The organism is Alteromonas sp. 07-89-2 (assembly GCF_013113925.1).
GTDB classification, from domain to species: Bacteria; Pseudomonadota; Gammaproteobacteria; order Enterobacterales; family Alteromonadaceae; genus Alteromonas; species Alteromonas macleodii.
In genome coordinates this window covers 80,669-99,122 of the sequence record NZ_VTYM01000013.1, presented here as the reverse complement: position 1 = coordinate 99,122, position 18,454 = coordinate 80,669, and the positions used below count along the sequence as shown (strand labels likewise).

The window sequence follows — 18,454 nt, the reverse complement described above, 5'->3', positions numbered from 1 at the left end:
AAAATACTTCAACGAGAAGCCGGATATACGGACGCAAACCATTTTAGTCAAAACAGCATGTTTACTCTTGCAATAATGGGGGAGACCATATACAGGCCCTAGTAAGACTATTTAACAACAGACGCTAAGTATTCTTTAAATTCGTCGCCTAACGATGGGTGACGTAACGCATATTCAACGTTAGCTTTCATGTAACCCAACTTACTACCGCAATCGTGACTCTTACCTTTCATGTAGTAGGCATCAACTTGTTCAAGTTTCATCAATGCGTCAATAGCATCAGTAAGCTGAACTTCACCACCTGCTCCTGGAGGCGTGAACTCTAACAGATCCCAGATTTTTTCTGACAGAACGTATCGGCCTACAACAGCGAGGTCAGAAGGTGCTTCGTCGCGAGGCGGCTTCTCTACCATTTTGTGAATCTTCGCTGACTCACCTGGCGCAATTGCCGCACCGTCTAGGTCTGCGATACCAAATTTAGAGATATCTTCGTCTGGTACCTGCTCAACCATGACCTGACTTACTCGGCTGGTGTTAAATTTGGCAACCATGTCTGCAAGGTTATCCTTTTTAGGATTACTTGCTGCATCATCAATGATAACGTCAGGTAATACTACCGCAAATGGCGCATCGCCAATCAAAGGTCGAGCGCAAAGTACTGCGTGCCCAAGTCCATTAGCAACGCCTTGGCGAATATGCATGATAGTTACATCTTTTGGACAGATTGACTGAACTTCTTCTAACAGTTGGCGTTTTACACGCTTTTCTAGTGTGGCTTCTAGCTCAAAAGAGGTATCAAAGTGGTTTTCAATACTGTTTTTACTCGCGTGCGTTACTAGGATAATTTCTTTTAGTCCTGCAGCAACACATTCGCTTACCACGTATTGGATCAATGGCTTATCAACCACTGGCAACATCTCTTTTGGAATAGCTTTCGTTGCTGGGAGCATTCTCGTCCCCAGGCCCGCTACAGGGATTACCGCTTTTTTAACCTGACTCATAGTTAATATCCTTTTTTAAAATCCTAAATACACGCCTAAGTCGACTTTCAGCCGTTTGTTATTCCTTAAGCTGAGATATATTCACTGTTGTTCGCAAGACTAATGCAATCGATGTTCCAATTACCTTTTTAGAGCGTCTGCGTATTGAAAATGGGCAAAACAGCTCAAAACCACCGATAAAAGCACAAAATTAGGGATAAATAATATCTAATGCACCATAATAGTGAAAGCGTTTATGGTTTGTCCTTCCTTTCCTACACATCAAGTGTCGCTTTTTTTCACACTACTTTTTGGAATTAGTGCATGCTCTATGGGGCCGGTTTTGCGTTTTAATCCGTCTTTGAGCCCTGCCCACATGAAAGCGCCTCGCGTTTTGCCTTGCTCAAAGCAATATCTGTTTACAAGATACCTCAGAGGTATTGCACAAACATGACGAAGTTTCCAATAAAGAGGTACGTAATGGCGGCGAGCTAAAATGAGTACGTTGCGAAACTGATAGTAGAGCCTTATCGGTGCGCCCTGCTTGAATGTCACACCGCAAACTTTCACTCTATCATCGCCTTGTCGATGAGGCATACATGCACTGAGCGACTGATAGATAACCATGCCCTTGGCTCGAGCACGCCAGCACCATTCGTGATCAACGCCATCGATAAAGAGCTCATTTTCTTTTTCACCTACGCGTTCAAAAGCACGTTTGGAAATTAACATGCCTGAGGCAATGATTTGCTTTACTGTTTTTAACTTTTCGGAAACCTGCTTCCCTTTTTGCAGAACCCCCTGATCGACACACTCTGAAAATTGGCAATAGATAGAAGGGCCTATGGCTGCAATTGGGGAACGTTGCTCAAGGTCTTGGAATTGCCTCACTAACTCAACAGCAATATCGGGAGAGAACAAGCTATCTTGATCAAGTAAAAAAGCGTAGTCGCTTCCCTCATTAAAGAGCACTTTCAAGCCGACATTCTGAGCGTGGGCGATACCAATATTTGAGGGGTAATGAAGATAAGTAACATCAGTTGTTATAAGAGCCTGCTGAGGACTTGGAGAATTATCAACTAAGATGACGTTCCAGTCAGGGGCACAAAACGCATCGATGAGACTACGCACATGCTCAACATCAGGATTAAATAGTATAACAACAACGCCGACGCTCAATGTTTACCAAACCTTTCCAGTAAATGTCTATCAAGTTTATAGGCAAGTTTAACCACTTTTCCAGGCATTAACCTCAATGCTAAAACACCACAAGCGTATAAAAAGTTATAGGGTGAAAGTTGCTTTAATTTACGTATGGCATATAAACGTGCTCTGAACTCGTTGAGCGACTTACTTAAGCCTCGACGTTTATAAAAGTTATTAACTCGTCTGAACTTCAAAAGTCGATCTTTTAAGTTCCTAAAGATATACCCCTTAGACGCTAAGGTTATCCAGAAAAAATAGTCTTGTGTGTTTAACAAGTCACTGTCGTAACGATGCCCATCATTAAATACATTGTAACGAATCACTACTGTTGGATGGTTTAGCGAGCATCGTCTCGGCAAGATACGAACGATCTGCCTGTGCGAAGCGGGCATTACTCGCGCGCCAACTTTAACACCACTTTCGTTAACTTCTGTTAGCGCTGATCCTAGTACAGAAATATTGCTGTGCTTTTTAAGGTAGGTGATTTGACGTAGAAGGCGGTTTTCTTCAGAAATATCATCCGCATCCATTCTTATGAAAAACGATGGGTTAAACTGCATACCGAACTCAGCAACTGAGTTCATGCTACTTGCTAGCCCCACATTGTGACTATTCGACGCTATTATTACCCTGTCGTCTTTACTTGCTACATCCTCTAGTACGCGAGTTATTTTTTGAGGTACAGGTCCATCGACGACAATAACGAAAAGAAAATCTGTGTAAGACTGCTCAATCATGCTTTCAATGGCTTCGCGAAGCCACTTCGCATTGTCAGCTTGGTAAACCGCCATAGCAATAATCGATTCGACATGCTGTTTTTTATTGTTATTGTGAAGAATAGAGAATTGATTTATCAAGAAATTTTACCAACGTAAAAAAGTAACAAAGAAAATAAAAGCGCTTTAATTGTGCGCTTTTATTTGTTGGCATGTTACAGAGATTTTACTAAGCCTGCCACGATTTTGCTTAAACTATGCGGTTAATCGCTTCACAAAGCGCAGTACACTCCAAATATGTTGGATAACAAGACTGTACACGACGAGTAGCCCAATAAAGCCCCAGAACATGACGGCTTCAGCTACCTGATAGACTTCTCCTAATATACCGATTAAGCAATAACATGCTCCGAGCAAAAGGATAGCAACAAGTGACTTTCTACTGCTAAGCCCTGCACGCATAAAGATATTGTGAAGGTGCTGACGGTCAGGTTTGAGCATTGATTGCCCCTTCCGTGCACGGCGATACATGATCGCGGCCATGTCCATTAAGGGAAGGCCGACTAACCACACCGCAGTAATGGGCCTAAATGCGGCAGCTTCACCTTGAGTGTGATCAACAAGCAACCAAACGATAGTGAGCCCAACGAACATGCTGCCCGCATCACCCATAAATATCTTATTGCCTTTAAACCCTTTCCAACTCAAATTAAAAGCAAGAAACGGAACAATAGCTGCGACGATGATAAGCGGCTCCATGATGGAGGCTCCGTTACCAGTAAAGATCAAAAAGCCCGCAACTGTTAATAGAATAACAAGGCTCATACCGCCGGCTAATCCATCAATACCGTCTATCATGTTAAACGCATTGATGACACCGACCACACAAATGATCGTAAAGAAATACCCGCCTAGGTCGAGAAATACCTCACCTGTTCCGAAGATATTACCCAAAGATGTAATATAGTTTTGCGCGCTCCATGCCATGATCGCTGCAACACCAAATTGACACATAAGGCGGCCTTTGGCACTCAGGTCAAAACGGTCATCCAACATACCAAGCAAGACAACAAATGCTGATGCGGTGAAAAACAGAGGATTGTTTTTCATCCACACATCAGTCGCGACGCTGGCAACAAGCACGGCCATAAAAATAGCCACACCACCTGTTAGAGGTACAATTCCGGCGTGACGTTTTCGCGCTGATGGTTGGTCAACTAAGCCAAATTGATGCGCTAAAGGCGTCATGACCACCAAAAGGATAAGGGCGACGAAAAATGCAGTAAAAAGCGGGACAAACTGCAAATAAGCTAGCATAAAACACACAACCTCGCGTTACCGACAAAAGCACAGCTATTTGTAGTAGTTTCTGTCAATACACATGCAAATTTTGATAAAAAACTAAATGTTGCTTCCATTTATTTACAACTTCCATTTCTTCCAGCGCGATGAGGGCATCTTGTTATGAGTATGCGGATAGAAAACTTCGATATAATATAAAACATTTGTCTAAGTAACCACCCTTCATGCATAAATAACGTATCAAAACGTGTTAAAAACTCATTTGTTGCGAGAATTACCTTAATCACCGCTAAAAAGAGAACCTGTTGTGCGTCTTCTCGCCGCCTCTCTCGAACTATCTCAGCTTCTGTTGTAACGATTGAATAACTACTTTATTCCTTTAACCTGTTAACTTATTCGTCTATTTCCAGCCTTTACAATGCCAAAAACATATCGAGTTACACTATTGATATGAACTTGTCTTCTATATTGCGGTCTTGGTGAAGACTCAGACAATTCAGCAACTGCGATAGCGAACATGCTTTTTTTAAAACTTATGTTATCCTAGCGCGAAATTGCTATATGGATATGAAAGCTAATGTTCAAACAATTATCTCGTCTAATTTTACCTATCGTAGTTACGGTAGGCGTAGCTGGGTGTTCTAACACTCCTACCGCCACTAAGGCTGACATTCCTTTGGTGCATTCTTCTCTTGCTTATTCCCTTGCACCGGACAAAGAGCTTGCAATAAATATTCCAAAAGCCAACATTTATCATGATACGCAGGAATCATTTTCAATACGCTTCAATGGCCACCAATACGAGTCCTTGAAGCACTATATATCCGCCACAGGCAATAAATGTATCCGATTTTCTTTACAAGACGGTGAAACAGCGTCTTCTGATATTCAGCGTAAAATGACGACATGTCAGCGAAACGGTCAATGGCGAGTAATTACTCCCTTAGTAGCTTCGGCAACAGTGCAAGGTGAATAGATAAATGCAGTCAACCAGCATCAAAAAAACTTTAAAGCGCCTGACGCTAGCGGCTTGTGCAACGTCACTTCTTTTCGCTTATGTGGGCACTGCAAGCGCGCAAAGCGTGGAACAATTGCAGCAATTAAGAGAAAGAGCTCAGCAGAGCCAGAGTAGCGGCATTGCTAATCAGTCCGTATCGCCACTGAGTATTTCAACCCAGCGAACGCTTCCAGGCGCTAGCAGTTCTGCAAATACCATGGGACAGTTTTCAACCCAGCCTCGTAATGGCGTAAACTTACCTGGCGAGCCAACTATTGATACTGTTTTTCCTGCGCAAGCGCCTATGGAAAACCCACCTTTTGCAGCCAACTTATTTATTGGTGGATTTGAGTCGGAACGCAGCACAGGTCTAAATGATAACTATCTCGTTGCGCCAGGCGATAAAATTTCAATATGGCTGTGGGGGGCGGTTAACTTTTCTGACGTAGTAACCGTTGATAATCAAGGCAATATTTTTATTCCTAACATTGGTCCTATTCGTATTGCAAATACACCTGCTGGCAGTGTAAATCAAACCGTTACTGCAAAAATCAGACAGGTTTACACAAACGATGTAAATGTTTACGTAAACCTTCTTACGTCAACGCCCGTGTCAATTTTTGTTTCCGGTCCGGTGCTACGACCAGGTCAATATGCAGGCCTCGCCTCAGATAGCGTGCTGTATTACCTAAAACGCGCCGGTGGTATTGATTTTCAGCGCGGAAGTTTTAGGCAGATAGACGTAGTGCGCAATGGTAAAGTAGTCGCTACTGCCGATTTATATGCATTTTTCAGAAATGGTAAGTTGCCTCAGATGTCGTTTAAAGATGGCGATACCATATTAGTGCACCCAATTGGCAACACTATTGTCGTTGAAACAGGCGCTCGAAATAGCTTCACCTTTGAGTTTCTTAACGAAGAATTGAACGGCGGCGTGGTGAATTACTTTGCGCGACCAGGTGAGTTTTCCTCCCATGCTTCGGTATCTGGTATTCGAAATAACAAACAGTTTGCTCGCTACTTGAGCTTGGATGAATTTGCTTCACTCGAACTAAGTGCAGGCGACACGGTTGAATACCTTGCTGACCACGAGCCCCAAATCTATCGCATTAATGTAGCTGGCGCGTTTGCTGGCGCCTCTCAGATTATGGTTGATAAAGGCACACGCCTTATCGATGTACTAGATCACATCGAAGCAGATACAGCCCTTTCTGATACCCAGAACATTTATCTGTTAAGAGAAAGCGTTGCTGTAAAGCAAAAAGAAATCATCGAAGAAGGTCTTCAGCGTCTTGAGCGGAGCATGTATACCGCTCCCATTAGCTCGACGGGTGAAGGAGCCATCCGTGCCCAAGAAGCTCAGCTTGTCGCTGACTTTATCGCACGTGCTCGCCAAATTGAGCCTCAAGGCAGAGTCGTAGTTTCTGAAAATGGTGATATCGCAAACATTCTGCTAGAACCGAATGACACCATTGTCATCCCAGAGGTAACTGACTTAGTGCACGTAGGTGGTGAAGTGTTACTTCCTCAGTCAGTAGTCTTTAACCCAGAAGCCACGACTGAAGATTATGTTGCTTGGGCCGGCGGATTCACTGAACGTGCTGAAGACGAACGAATCCTTATTGTTCGTAAGAATGGTAATGTTACCTTTACCAGCATCAACAGCTCATTCCTAGCTAGCAACGATAGTAAGTTAGAACCAGGTGATCAGATCATTGTATTGCCTGCTATCGATACCAAGCTATTGCAAGCGGTTAAAGACATTACTCAGATTGTTTATCAGATTGCTATTGCAGCCAACGTAGCTACTAACTAAACATGGTAACGTTTAAAGACCAGCTCTACGCATGGAGAGGCGTGATATTCGCGCTTTTCCTGCGCGAGCTTCAAAGTAAATTTAACGATAAATTTGGCTTAGGCTGGGCATTTTTAGAGCCCTTCGCCTTTATTTTCGCGCTGTCGTACCTTCGTGGACTGATCAGCGGCGATGATATCCACTCTATTCCTCTTTTTCTGTTTATGATGATCGGAATGGTCGGCCTGCAGTCTTTGACTACATGCCTCCAGTCAGTATCAACTTCTGTGCGCAGAAATAAGCCGCTCTATGCGTTCAGACAGGTTCAACCTATTTCAGCGATACTCACAGCGGGCTTCCTCGAGTTTTCAGTAAAGGTAGTGGTTGTCGCATTACTATGTCTTGCGCTTTACCTGATGGGCGAGACCTTTACGGTAAATGACCCGTTGCTGCTGATATCTCTGTTTCTTCTTTTGTGGGTATTTTCAATATCCATAGGGATGATTTTTGCTATCGCTGCCGCATTCGTGCCGGAAGTGGATAAGATAAAATCAATGCTTACCCGCCCATTAATGTTTATTTCATGCGTTTTTTTCAGTCTTCAAGATCTGCCTGAAGAGTATTGGCCTTACTTAACGTGGAATCCTCTTGTTCACTTCAATGAACTCGCCCGTTACGCTTGTTTCGAATCCTATGGAACAAAGGGCGTATCCCTTGGCTTTCTAATTGAAATTACTATAATTTTTCTCTTCCTAAGCCTTTCGATGTATCACATCACATGGAAGAAGGTGTTGTCTCGATGATAAGAATTGAGAATCTAACAAAGAGTTACCCCAGTAAAATGGGCCCTCAATATATTTTCAAAAATTTGAATTTTGATTTTCCTACGGAAAACAACGTCGCAATTTTGGGTAAAAATGGCGCGGGTAAGTCGACTCTTTTCCGGATGCTAGCAAAAAGCGAATACCCTGACAGAGGCCGAGTTTTAACGAATAAATCCATGTCGTGGCCGGTTGCCCTTCAAACAGGTGTACACCCGCAAATGACAGGGCGTGAAAATACGCGTTTTGTGGGCCGAATTAACAACGTCAAATCGCTTCCAGAATACGAAGAGCAAGTGCAAGAATTCGCCGAACTCGGCGCACGCTTCGACCTTCCTGTAAAAACTTACTCATCTGGTATGCGCGCCAAACTCGTATTTGCGTGCTGCATGAATATTAATTTTGATATTTACCTTATCGATGAAGCGACATCTGTAGGCGATCCGCTTTTTAGAAAAAAAGCGCGTTTATCGCTAAAAGAAAAAAGTGAACAAGCGGGCGTTATTATGGTTAGCCATGAACTTGACCAAATCCGCGAGTTCTGTACGTCTGCCGTTATCATAGATGAAGGCAAACTTACTTATTATCACGATCTCGAAGAAGGCATCGACGTTTATACGCAGGATGCAGACAATAAGAAATCACTCAAATAGGTTCAAATCACAGTGGAAAAATCTCTTACACAGCTCAATGCCCTTCTCAGCAAACACAAAATGCTGTTGCTTGTTCTTCCATGGGTGCTTTACGCCCTATACCTTGTTTTATGGGCTGCACCTCAATACGAAAGTAAAAGCCAACTTATTGTAAAATCAAGTGACGGCGGCAGTAGCTTCGACCCCTCATCTCTCTTGATGGCAGCTGGTGTTTCTGGTGCATCAGGCGGCACGGAAAGTCAGCTTGTAGAAGCGTATATTCAGTCTGCAGATATGATTAAGTATCTCGATGAGACTATTGGCCTTCGAGATCATTACATGTCAGACAAAGCCGATATGTTTAGCGGCCTGTCGTCTTCTCATAAGCAAGAAGACTTTTACCAATTTTACTTGGATCATATTGAGGTAAGCGTCGATTCGGCATCTTCCGTAATTAGTCTTCGAACCCGTGCTTTCGATGCGGAATATGCGCAAATAATCAACCAGGCTATTGTTGATAAGGCAGAAGAGTTTATCAACAACATCAATAACAACTTGGCGAAATCAAAGCTCACTTTTGCTAAAGGTGAACATGAAATCGTTGAGCAAAAACTTCAACAAGCAAAAACGGAAATTTTAGGTTTTCAATCTAAATACAACGTGCTTGATCCTACTGCTGAAGGTGCAGCGTTTCAGCAGATTGCTTTTTCGTTAGAAGCAACCCTTGCCCAGAAAAAGGCTGAGCTAAGCACCATGTCCACTATGATGTCTAACGTCGCACCTGAAGTGATAAACATTAAGCGTGAAATAGCTGCACTTCAAAAAGAAGTCGAAAAGCAGAAAGAGCGCATTAGTACCGCTGAAGGAGAAAGTGAAGCCCTGTCAGTCAGTGAATTAATGGCGCAATACAGTAACCTTCAGGTGCAGCTTCAATTGGCTATTCAAGCGTACTCTTCATCGCTGATTACGCTAGAAAACGCGCGCGTAGAGGCATACCAAAAACTGCAACACTTGGTAACCGTAGAATCACCTACCCTTCCAGATGATAATGCTTACCCCACGGTTATCTATAACCTTGTTCTTTTTGGTGTGTCATTGCTGCTTATTTACGGAATAGTACGAATCGTGGTAGCTACTATCCGCGAGCTTTAGTGCCTTCATCTGTTTAGCAAGCCGACAGTTTAATCGACTAAGTCGCTCAAGACTTAGTCGATTGACAGCGCTTTAATGAAGTTTATCGCCCAAATCTTGTGTCTTTAAGCAAGCTCTAGTATAAGAAGCTATCCGCCTTACGGACGACTATCAAAGAGCCTATCCTATAAGTGCTCTACAATAACAACCATAAGCAATATGGAATTAAAATATAATTATGAAACCATCTAACGATACTAGCTTTTTCGGCCATCCAGGGGGCCTAAGAACGCTATTCTTTACAGAAATGTGGGAGCGCATGAGTTACTACGGTATGCGCGCGCTACTTGTTCTTTTCATGACCGCGAGCTTACAGACACAAGGCTTAGGTTTTACCGTTGCAACCGCTGGCGCAATCTACGGCCTATACACAGGTGCAGTATATTTTCTAGGCTTACCAGGTGGATGGTTAGCTGACCGATTAATCGGTGGTAAAAACGCCGTATGGTATGGCGGTATTATCATCTTCGCAGGCCACGTGGTACTTGCCATAGACTTGCAAAACCTTTTCTTCGTCGGCCTTATCCTTGTTGCTTCGGGTACTGGCTTACTAAAACCTAACATTTCTGCGATGGTTGGCCAGCAATATGGCGACGACGACGGCCGTCGTGATAGTGGTTATGCGCTTTATTACATGGGCATTAACATCGGTTCACTCATCGCCTACCTAGTTACCGGTTATTTACAGGAAAACTGGGGCTGGCACTATGCATTTGGTGCAGCTGCCATCGGTATGGCAATCGGCCTAATTCAATATTACTTCAGCAACCGTTCGTTATCGGCTGATTCTGTTGCTCCTGCAAACCCATATCAAGGTGCGGCTAAACAGCGCGCATGGATGGGCGTATGGGCAGTGATTGCCCTTGCTGTTGTGGTAATTGTGCTTGCACACATGGGCACTATCGTTATTGAGCCAGTTGCCCTTGCTCAACAAGTTGCCATCGTCTTTACCGCAATCTTCTTCCTTTACTTTGGTTTTATTTATTTCAAAGGCCAGCTAAGCGACAATGAGAAAAAGCGCATGTGGGCGCTGTTCTTAGTGTGTGTTGCTTCAGCATGTTTCTGGTCTGGTTTCGAACAGGCTGGTTCTTCACTAAACCTATTCGCACAGAACTACACCGACCGCGTACTTGAAAGCGGCTCGCTACTTACCTCTTGGTTTGGGATGGACGCTATCCCAACGGTATGGTTCCAGCTTTCAAACTCGCTATTTATCATTATTTTGTCGCCTTTCTTCGCTGCTCTTTGGATTAACCTTGCGAAACGAATGATCGACCCGTCGTACACAATTAAGTGTGCCATTGGTATCGTTATTATGGCGTCGGGCTTCTTGGTAATGTTTATGGCGTCTCAATATGCTGCACAAGGCCTTAAAGTTGCGCCTATGTGGCTTGTTACCACTTACTTCTTACACACTGTTGGTGAGCTGTGCCTGAGCCCTGTTGCACTAAGTGCAGTAAGTAAGCTATCGCCTAAGCGTTTCGCAGGGCAAATGATGGGGGTATTCGTTCTGACTTACTCTATTGGTAACATCATTGCTGGCTTACTTTCAGGTAACTTCGACCCAGAAAACGTAGAGCAGATGCCAGACCTGTACCTTCAAATTGCCCTATTTAGCATTGCCATTGCCATCGTGATTGGTTTAATGAGCTTTAAATCTCGTTTCTGGGAAAAAGCAGGTATTGAACAAAAAGCGTAATTTATTGTTAGCATGTTTTAAGTGCTGACCAATTACCCTACAATAACCGCCGCAACGTAACGTTCCGGCGGTTTTTTATTAAGGGCATTTGCATAAACCTATGAAGTTTTATTTTTCTACCAGAGACATTCCTGCCTTAAAAGGTCTTCCACTGACAGAGCGCGTTAAGTTGCTTGATCAGGCCGCAAAGCGGCTATCTGTCCCTGAGAAGACTTTACTGAATGTGCTAAAGTTACTCGTCATTGTCCCTGTATTCGCATTTATTCTTCAAACCGCGTCAAATTGGACCTCGATACTGTGGGCTTTTGTGGTATTTTTAGTTTATCCATTGGTTGTAAAACCTATTCAAAATTCCATCTGCGCTAAATACATTGCGCAACCGTCTAGCAAGGAGAATGCATGAAGACCATCTTAGTCACTGGTGGTGCAGGCTATATAGGTAGTCACACAGTTTTACAGTTACTTGAACAAAACTACGGTGTTGTAGTGCTGGATAACCTTGCAAACGCAAGTGCTGAATCACTTCGTCGCGTAGAAGCGTTAACAGGCAAGTCGGTTACTTTTGTTCAAGGTGACATTCGCGATACCGCCGTGTTAGATGACATATTCAGCGAGCATAACATTTATGCCGTTATTCACTTTGCCGGTTTAAAAGCCGTCGGCGAGTCTGTGCAAAAGCCACTTTCATACTATGAAAACAACGTGTACGGCACGCTAACGCTATGTAAAGCTATGCAGAAGCACAATGTAAAGAATATTGTGTTTAGCTCATCTGCAACGGTTTACGGCGATCCAGCATCGCTACCGCTACGTGAAGATATGGCCACTGGCCACCCGACAAACCCTTATGGTATGTCGAAGCTTATGGTTGAGCACATACTTAGCGATCTTTACGTATCGGACAACGAGTGGAACATTGTATTGCTTCGCTACTTCAATCCCGTTGGCGCACACGAATCTGGCCAGATCGGTGAAGATCCGAACGGTATTCCGAACAACTTAATGCCTTATATCTCTCAGGTTGCTACCGGTAAGCTAGAGCAGCTAAGCGTGTTCGGTGACGACTACGATACCGTTGATGGCACAGGCGTTCGCGACTATATCCATGTTGTTGACCTTGCCAATGGTCACTTGAAAGCACTTGATCGTTTAAACCTTAACATGGGCTTAGACAAATACAATCTGGGTACAGGTCAGGGCTATTCAGTCATCGAAATGATCAAAGCTTTCGAAAAAGGCTCGGGTAGAACCGTATCTTATAAGATTGCACCGCGTAGAAGCGGCGATGTGGCAGCCTGTTATGCCGACCCAACAAAAGCTGCTACAGAGCTTAACTGGCATGCAGAAAAAGGCTTGGAAGACATGTGTGCCGACACATGGAACTGGCAGTCACAAAACCCGATGGGCTATCCAAAGGACTAGTTTTGCATTTGAACGCTGCCGATAGGTCTGTTCACATACCTAGAACTAAAAAGCCATGCTGTTGAGCATGGCTTTTTTTATGCGGCGCATATATGGCTGGAGTGACGTTGAAGGTGAGATTAGATAATAATAACTAAACCCTGCCCCGAACTTTATCCAACATCGTTTTATTTATTACTCTTTCTCTATTTGCCGTCTTCCGACTTGGCGTCTTTTTCTTTTAGCTTAGCTTTCTCACTGTCATCAACTGACGAATCTTCTGAATCTGTCGACTCATCAACACCTTCTTCCGACGTTTCTTCATAGCTATCAAAGTCATTGCCTTCCAACATTGCTTCAAAATCAGCAAAGTCATCTAGCTGCTCATCATCAATGGCTTTATCGCCGCTTTTACCGTCGGTAACGCGAAACTCCAAGTTTTCAAAGTAAGCATTTTTCACAAAAGCATAGTCATCAACAGACTGCTCAAGCTGCGCCTCTTGATCAAGTAATTGAGCTCGTGTTTCAAGTACCGAAATGCCAATACGCGCTAAGTTTACAGACCCTTCGAGTAACGACATTGGAAACGCAAAACCGTCAACATAATCCCCTGTGAAGCTTCGCGGATCGCTTGGGCCTAAAAAGGGCAGCATTAAGAAAGGCCCAGTATCTAATCCCCACACAGCCAGAGTTTCACCAAACTGCTCCCGTTTACGCTCAATGCCAATTTTTGACGCGACATCAAACGTGCCAACTAACCCTACTGTGGTGTTAATTAAAAAACGAGCCAAGCTATCTAATCCATCATCAACCTTGCCTTGAAACATATTATTCAAAAAGTTCGCAGGCTCTTGTAGGTTGTCCGTGATGTTCACCAAACCAGTTCTCGCAGGCTGAGGCATCACAGTCACGTAGGTAACGGTTATAGGGCGTAAGATGTAGGCATCCAACACATCCCAGTTAAAATCCCAGATTTCACGGTTAACCGGCTCGAACGGGTCGCGGGGGTCTGAAGTATCCACTACAGCCTGGTTCGACCCAGCGTCTTGAGAATAGGCTTGAGCCTGATCTTGAGTATGGTTACTCGCACAGCCACCTAAAAGACTTGCGGCAATAATCAACCCGGTTGCGAGTGATTTAGACAGTTCCATACTTATAATTCCTTATCAATAATAACGCTTAGTGAAGATATTTCGTTGGCAGTAACGCTTGCACTCACACTACCTTGCCATTCGCCTTTTGAAACTGCCACATTACCATCTTTGGATAGTCTTGCGGTAACCATCACATCAGAAAGTGTGGCCAGCGTGAATTGTGGCATCATTGCGTTCTCTGTGGTTAGAGTAACGGATACGGGGAAGTCATCTATCGGCAGTTTAACCACAGCAGCAGGCATTTTGTTGTTAGAGTTCGCATCTTGAGCGAACACTATCAAGAAACCATCTTTAGGCGCTTTAGTGCTAGCGTCGTCAGATAAATTTACCGTAATATTAAAGCCGGTTTGCGCTTCGCTACTAGCATTTTTCGCTTCGCTACTGGCATTTTGCGCTGTTGATGTATCAGTAATTTCAGCAGCTGTATTTTGTAGCGCTGCCATTGCACTGGTATTCCCTTGTAGCTCTTTTATACGCGCAACTAAACGCTGCGCCATGTCGCTATCTGCTGGTAACTTACCTTCAACTTGCTTATAAAAACGCTGAGTATTTTCAAGATCGCCAAGCTGAGCAGAGACCACCGCCATCATCAGCGCAAGATTATCATTCGCTGGATTGTCGTTTAGCAAGCCCAACAAGATAGATTGCGCACGTTCCAAGTTGTTGACATCCCCTGTGGTCATCAAGGCTTGAGCAAGCGTAATGCGATTAGCTGAATTAGACGGCGCCAAACTCACCGCTTTATCAATAGCTTCAATGGCCTGCACTTCTTGACCAATACTCAGCATCAATCTGCCAAAATACATCCATCCCGTGTCGTCTTCGGGCTCTTCTCTCAAACGCTGGCGTATAGCAAGAGCAAGACTAGCAATGTCTTGTTGGGTCAGGTTATTCGCATTACCGCTGGCAAGCTGTTGACTCAATTCGGGCAGCGCTTCAATAGCTTGGCTTGCCTGGGTAACACGATCCATTTGGTTTACCTGCGCATATACAATCACTCCACAGGCTATCGCAAGCACGGCGCCAATCGCGAGCGGAAGTTTTGCATTACCCGTTTTATGAGATTGAAATGCGCTTTCATCTACCAGCGCAAGCTTGAGTTCATCAACAGCTTGGCGCTTATCGTGCTCACTAATGAGCCCTTCTTGCACTTCGCGGTCAAGCTCCGCAAGACGCTGCTTAACAATTTGCGTATTGCTTAAACTGTCTTGTTTTGCGTGATTTTTATTACGCAGCCATGGGAAAGCGACAATTAGTAGAACAAGCGTAATTAAGCCTGAAACAATAATATAAAACTCAGACCAACTCATTCTTTCTCTCGCTCCAACATTTCATCTGCTTTAGCTAACTTAGCGGCCATATCTTCCGGTGGTGTTACCGATTTGCGGCGAATCACCACAATTAGGGCAATAAAAATAAACAAAACAGGGCCAGCCCAAAGCCACAAAGTCGCAGCTGTAACTGGCGGTTGATAATGCACAAAATCGCCATAGCGTGACTTCATAAAATCAATCACTTCTTGCTCTGTTTTGCCTTGCTTTAGTAACGCGTACACTTTTCGGCGCATGTCGTGAGCAATCATGGCATCGCTATCAGCAATATTCTGGTTTTGACACATAGGGCAACGTAATTCGGCGGTAAGTTTTAAAAAGCTTTCACGCTGAGCTGGCGTGTCGAAAGAAAACTTATCTTCAGCTGCACTTACTGAAAAAGCGCTAAACACAAACAGCAGTGCAAAAACGTTAAGCGCGATGGCTCTAGCGTTTGCGAATCTGTGGAGAGAGGTAGTTAATAACATAATCATTCCCTTCCCTGTGCACTTGCGGAGCTCTGATTATTCTTTTCATTAAGCGTGTTCGACAATGTAGGCTCTGAGGCCATAACTGCATCTACATCTACCTTTTTGCCATTGCCTGTTTTGCCAGATGCTTCTGCCACCAACTTGTTATATAGCGGGCCAACTTTGGAGTTCCAAACACGCTCGTTAATATCGCCTATGTGGTGCATACGAATAATGCCTTCAGCGTCGATAACAAAGTGTTCTGGCGCTCCTGTTACGCCAAGGTCGAGCGACGTATCGCGATAGACATCAAAAATATTATACGCGTAAGGGTTACCGTAACGGCTGAGCATGTCGGTAACTTCTTGCTGAACACGGCTCAGTGTTTTTGTGCCAAAGTCTGGGTCTAAGTCCTGATCAAAATACAATCCTACAATGTGGACGTTTTGTTCGTTCTTTAGCTGAGTAAGGTACGGCATCTCAACAGCGCAGGTCACGCACCATACACCCCATACATTTAATATGGTTACCTTGCCTTTTAAATCTTCAGGTGTATAGGTCACCTCTGGTTTCATCAGGTCTGGCAGTGAGAATGCAGGTAGCGTCTTATCCTGAACCTGAGAATCTAACTCTCTGGGGTCAGAAAAAAGCCCTTTAAACAGAAAAATGACCAGCAAAGAAAACAATACTAACGGAATAGCAACGAGTGGTGCTTTTTTCATTATGCGCCTCCTTTCACTGACGTATTTGATGGAGTGGATACTTGACCATGAGATTGCTCTGCGTCGTTCTCACTTTTCCCACCAAATACACGTTTTATCTTCTTAACCTTAGCCATGCGGTAACGTTTGTCGCTAATAGAAAAGATACCGCCTATCGCCATTACTACCGCGCCAGCCCATAGCCAGATAACAAACGGTTTAATGTAAATACGGATGGCCCATGCACCATTGTCCAAAGGCTCACCCATAGCGATAAACAAATCCCTTGCGAGATTTGAGTGAATAGCGGCCTCAGTCATCGGCATACGCTGTACGATATACAAACGTTTCTCAGGCTCTAGGTGCGCGATTAATTCACCGTTTTGATAAACGTCGAATACGCCTTTGTCCGCCTCATAGTTCGGACCTTGAACTTTGACGACATCCCTAAAGCTAAAGTCATAGCCGCCAAGAGAAACGGTATCGCCAGTGTCCATGCGAACATCGCGCTCCATTTCGTAGTTTGAAACAAGGGTAATACCGATAATGCAAATGGCGAAGCCAACATGGCCCAGCACCATTCCCCAGTGACTTGGCGTAAGCTTGCGAAGTTTAGCTAGTACCAAAGCATCGTCACTGTTACTTGATGGCATTGCCGATAGACGCTGCATCACCTCTTGCACCGTAGTGACTAGGATCCAAAACACTAACACCATACCTAAAACGCCCATATAGGTTGGTTCATCATAGGCAAAGTTCACTAACACACCTGCACTTAGCGCAATACCGCCAGCGATTAATAGCTGTTTTTGTAATTCCCTGGCTTTTTGCTGTTTCCAGCGCGTAAGCGGGCCAAGACCTAGCATTAGTACGAATGGCACAATCAATAACGTGAACATTTGATTGAAGAACGGAGCGCCTACCGAAATACTGCCTAGGCCTAACTCTTTGTGTACGAGTGGCAGTAGGGTACCCAACAACACAACCAGTGTTGCTGCGCACAAGAAGACATTATTCCCCATTAACAACACTTCACGGGAAAACGCTTGATAGCGGCCTGGGCTTTTAAGTGAAGCAGCACGCATAGCGTAAAGCAGCAAGCCGAAGCCACTAAGTACAATCAATATTCCCAGTATAAATAAGCCTCGGGTAGGATCGCTTGCAAACGAGTGTACCGAAACAATCACCCCTGAACGTACTAAGAAGGTGCCAAGTAAACTCAAACTAAATGCGGCAATAGCCAGCAGTACGGTCCACGACTTAAACGCCTTTCGCTTTTCGGTTACAGCTAGCGAGTGCATTAGCGCAGTACCGACCAACCAAGGCATGAAAGAGGCGTTTTCTACTGGATCCCAGAACCACCAGCCACCCCAGCCAAGTTCGTAATACGCCCACCAGCTACCCAGCGCAATACCCACGGTAAGAAACGCCCAGGCAGAAATGACCCAGGGCCTTGACCAGCGTGCCCACGTTGAGTCTAGCTGGCCTGAAATTAATGCTGAAATTGCAAAAGCAAACGCGACAGAAAAGCCAACATAACCCATATAAAGCATAGGCGGGTGAATGATCATGCCAAAATCTTGCAGCAGCGGATTAAGATCTCGCCCATCGACCGGGAAAAATGGCAGCATGCTGTTAAACGGGTTTGAGGTAAGCAGCATGAATAAGTAAAAACCGATGCCCACCATTCCCAATACCGACAGCACCCGTGCGACCATAGCAAGAGGAATACCCTTGCTGAATATCGCCACTGCTACTGTCCATATAGAAAGCATCAGCACCCACAGCAGAAATGAGCCTTCGTGGCCGCCCCACACAGCGGTAATTTTATAATAAATGGGAAGTCGACTATTTGAGTGCTGTGCAACATAGGCCACACTGAAATCGTCAGTCACAAAGGCATAGGTTAAGCATACATAGGCGATAAGCGTGAAGGTAAATAAGCCGATTGCCAGTGGTTTGGCGGTTGCCATTAACGCTTCGTGCTGACGGTGAGCCCCCCATAGCGGATAAACGGCCAATAATATAGAGAGCACTAGCGCAAGCGTCAGCGCAATATTTCCAATCTCTGGCACCATT

Annotated in this window: 17 protein-coding genes; 8 read left to right on the top strand and 9 right to left on the bottom strand. The window is 44.4% G+C overall.

Going from position 1 to position 18,454, the window contains the following annotated elements:
* Nucleotides 1-107: 107 nt before the first annotated feature.
* The 4 genes from galU to wecA form a co-directional block, all read right to left on the bottom strand.
* A complete protein-coding gene (gene galU, locus F0261_RS10795) occupies nucleotides 108-1,001 on the bottom strand; it encodes a UTP--glucose-1-phosphate uridylyltransferase GalU (RefSeq protein ID WP_014975843.1) in 894 nt (297 codons plus the stop codon).
* Nucleotides 1,002-1,262: 261 nt separating this feature from the next.
* A complete protein-coding gene (locus tag F0261_RS10790) occupies nucleotides 1,263-2,159 on the bottom strand; it encodes a glycosyltransferase family 2 protein (protein ID WP_171337949.1) in 897 nt (298 codons plus the stop codon).
* Nucleotides 2,156-3,043, bottom strand: a complete 888-nt coding sequence (locus F0261_RS10785) for a glycosyltransferase (protein ID WP_014978536.1) — start codon at nucleotides 3,041-3,043, stop codon at nucleotides 2,156-2,158. The genes F0261_RS10790 and F0261_RS10785 overlap by 4 nt, the downstream gene beginning before the upstream one ends.
* Before the next feature lie 114 nt (nucleotides 3,044-3,157).
* Nucleotides 3,158-4,219 (bottom strand): UDP-N-acetylglucosamine--undecaprenyl-phosphate N-acetylglucosaminephosphotransferase, encoded by a 1,062-nt coding sequence (gene wecA / locus F0261_RS10780; protein WP_014948529.1) that lies wholly within the window; start codon nucleotides 4,217-4,219, stop codon nucleotides 3,158-3,160.
* Nucleotides 4,220-4,781: 562 nt separating this feature from the next.
* Between wecA and F0261_RS10775 the strand changes: the two genes are divergently transcribed.
* The 8 genes from F0261_RS10775 (at nucleotide 4,782) to galE (ending at nucleotide 12,761) form a co-directional block, all read left to right on the top strand.
* The gene (locus F0261_RS10775) at nucleotides 4,782-5,180 is read left to right on the top strand and encodes a hypothetical protein (RefSeq protein WP_014948528.1); all 399 of its coding nucleotides are present in this window, start codon (nucleotides 4,782-4,784) and stop codon (nucleotides 5,178-5,180) included.
* A 4-nt stretch (nucleotides 5,181-5,184) separates the two neighbouring features.
* Nucleotides 5,185-7,017 carry a polysaccharide biosynthesis/export family protein gene (locus tag F0261_RS10770; RefSeq protein ID WP_014978535.1) on the top strand — a complete coding sequence of 611 codons (1,833 nt, stop codon included), beginning with the start codon at nucleotides 5,185-5,187 and terminating at the stop codon, nucleotides 7,015-7,017.
* Nucleotides 7,018-7,019: 2 nt separating this feature from the next.
* A complete protein-coding gene (locus F0261_RS10765) occupies nucleotides 7,020-7,799 on the top strand; it encodes an ABC transporter permease (protein ID WP_014978534.1) in 780 nt (259 codons plus the stop codon).
* Nucleotides 7,796-8,470 carry an ABC transporter ATP-binding protein gene (locus F0261_RS10760; RefSeq protein WP_014948525.1) on the top strand — a complete coding sequence of 225 codons (675 nt, stop codon included), beginning with the start codon at nucleotides 7,796-7,798 and terminating at the stop codon, nucleotides 8,468-8,470. The genes F0261_RS10765 and F0261_RS10760 overlap by 4 nt, the downstream gene beginning before the upstream one ends.
* Before the next feature lie 12 nt (nucleotides 8,471-8,482).
* Nucleotides 8,483-9,601 (top strand): capsule biosynthesis protein, encoded by a 1,119-nt coding sequence (locus F0261_RS10755; protein WP_171337948.1) that lies wholly within the window; start codon nucleotides 8,483-8,485, stop codon nucleotides 9,599-9,601.
* A 217-nt stretch (nucleotides 9,602-9,818) separates the two neighbouring features.
* Nucleotides 9,819-11,339: a peptide MFS transporter gene (locus F0261_RS10750; protein WP_014997538.1), complete on the top strand. Its 1,521-nt coding sequence runs from the start codon at nucleotides 9,819-9,821 to the stop codon at nucleotides 11,337-11,339.
* Between the two features lie 100 nt (nucleotides 11,340-11,439).
* Nucleotides 11,440-11,742 carry a DUF6170 family protein gene (locus tag F0261_RS10745; protein ID WP_171337947.1) on the top strand — a complete coding sequence of 101 codons (303 nt, stop codon included), beginning with the start codon at nucleotides 11,440-11,442 and terminating at the stop codon, nucleotides 11,740-11,742.
* The gene (galE, locus tag F0261_RS10740) at nucleotides 11,739-12,761 is read left to right on the top strand and encodes a UDP-glucose 4-epimerase GalE (protein WP_171337946.1); all 1,023 of its coding nucleotides are present in this window, start codon (nucleotides 11,739-11,741) and stop codon (nucleotides 12,759-12,761) included. Before F0261_RS10745 ends, galE begins: the two co-directional genes overlap by 4 nt.
* Before the next feature lie 185 nt (nucleotides 12,762-12,946).
* On the opposite strand, the gene F0261_RS10735 is transcribed toward galE, so the two are convergent.
* Genes F0261_RS10735 through F0261_RS10715 form a run of 5 tightly spaced genes read right to left on the bottom strand, consistent with a single transcriptional unit; the run spans nucleotide 12,947 to nucleotide 18,453 of the window.
* On the bottom strand, nucleotides 12,947-13,891 hold the full coding sequence (locus F0261_RS10735) for a VacJ family lipoprotein (RefSeq protein ID WP_171337945.1): 945 nt from the start codon (nucleotides 13,889-13,891) through the stop codon (nucleotides 12,947-12,949).
* A 2-nt stretch (nucleotides 13,892-13,893) separates the two neighbouring features.
* Nucleotides 13,894-15,204: a c-type cytochrome biogenesis protein CcmI gene (ccmI, locus tag F0261_RS10730; protein ID WP_171337944.1), complete on the bottom strand. Its 1,311-nt coding sequence runs from the start codon at nucleotides 15,202-15,204 to the stop codon at nucleotides 13,894-13,896.
* Nucleotides 15,201-15,698, bottom strand: a complete 498-nt coding sequence (locus F0261_RS10725) for a cytochrome c-type biogenesis protein (RefSeq protein WP_014978527.1) — start codon at nucleotides 15,696-15,698, stop codon at nucleotides 15,201-15,203. Before F0261_RS10725 ends, ccmI begins: the two co-directional genes overlap by 4 nt.
* The gene (locus F0261_RS10720) at nucleotides 15,695-16,396 is read right to left on the bottom strand and encodes a redoxin family protein (RefSeq protein WP_171337943.1); all 702 of its coding nucleotides are present in this window, start codon (nucleotides 16,394-16,396) and stop codon (nucleotides 15,695-15,697) included. Before F0261_RS10720 ends, F0261_RS10725 begins: the two co-directional genes overlap by 4 nt.
* Nucleotides 16,396-18,453, bottom strand: coding sequence for a heme lyase CcmF/NrfE family subunit (locus tag F0261_RS10715; RefSeq protein ID WP_171337942.1), 2,058 nt, complete (start codon nucleotides 18,451-18,453; stop codon nucleotides 16,396-16,398). Before F0261_RS10715 ends, F0261_RS10720 begins: the two co-directional genes overlap by 1 nt.
* Nucleotide 18,454: the final 1 nt, after the last annotated feature.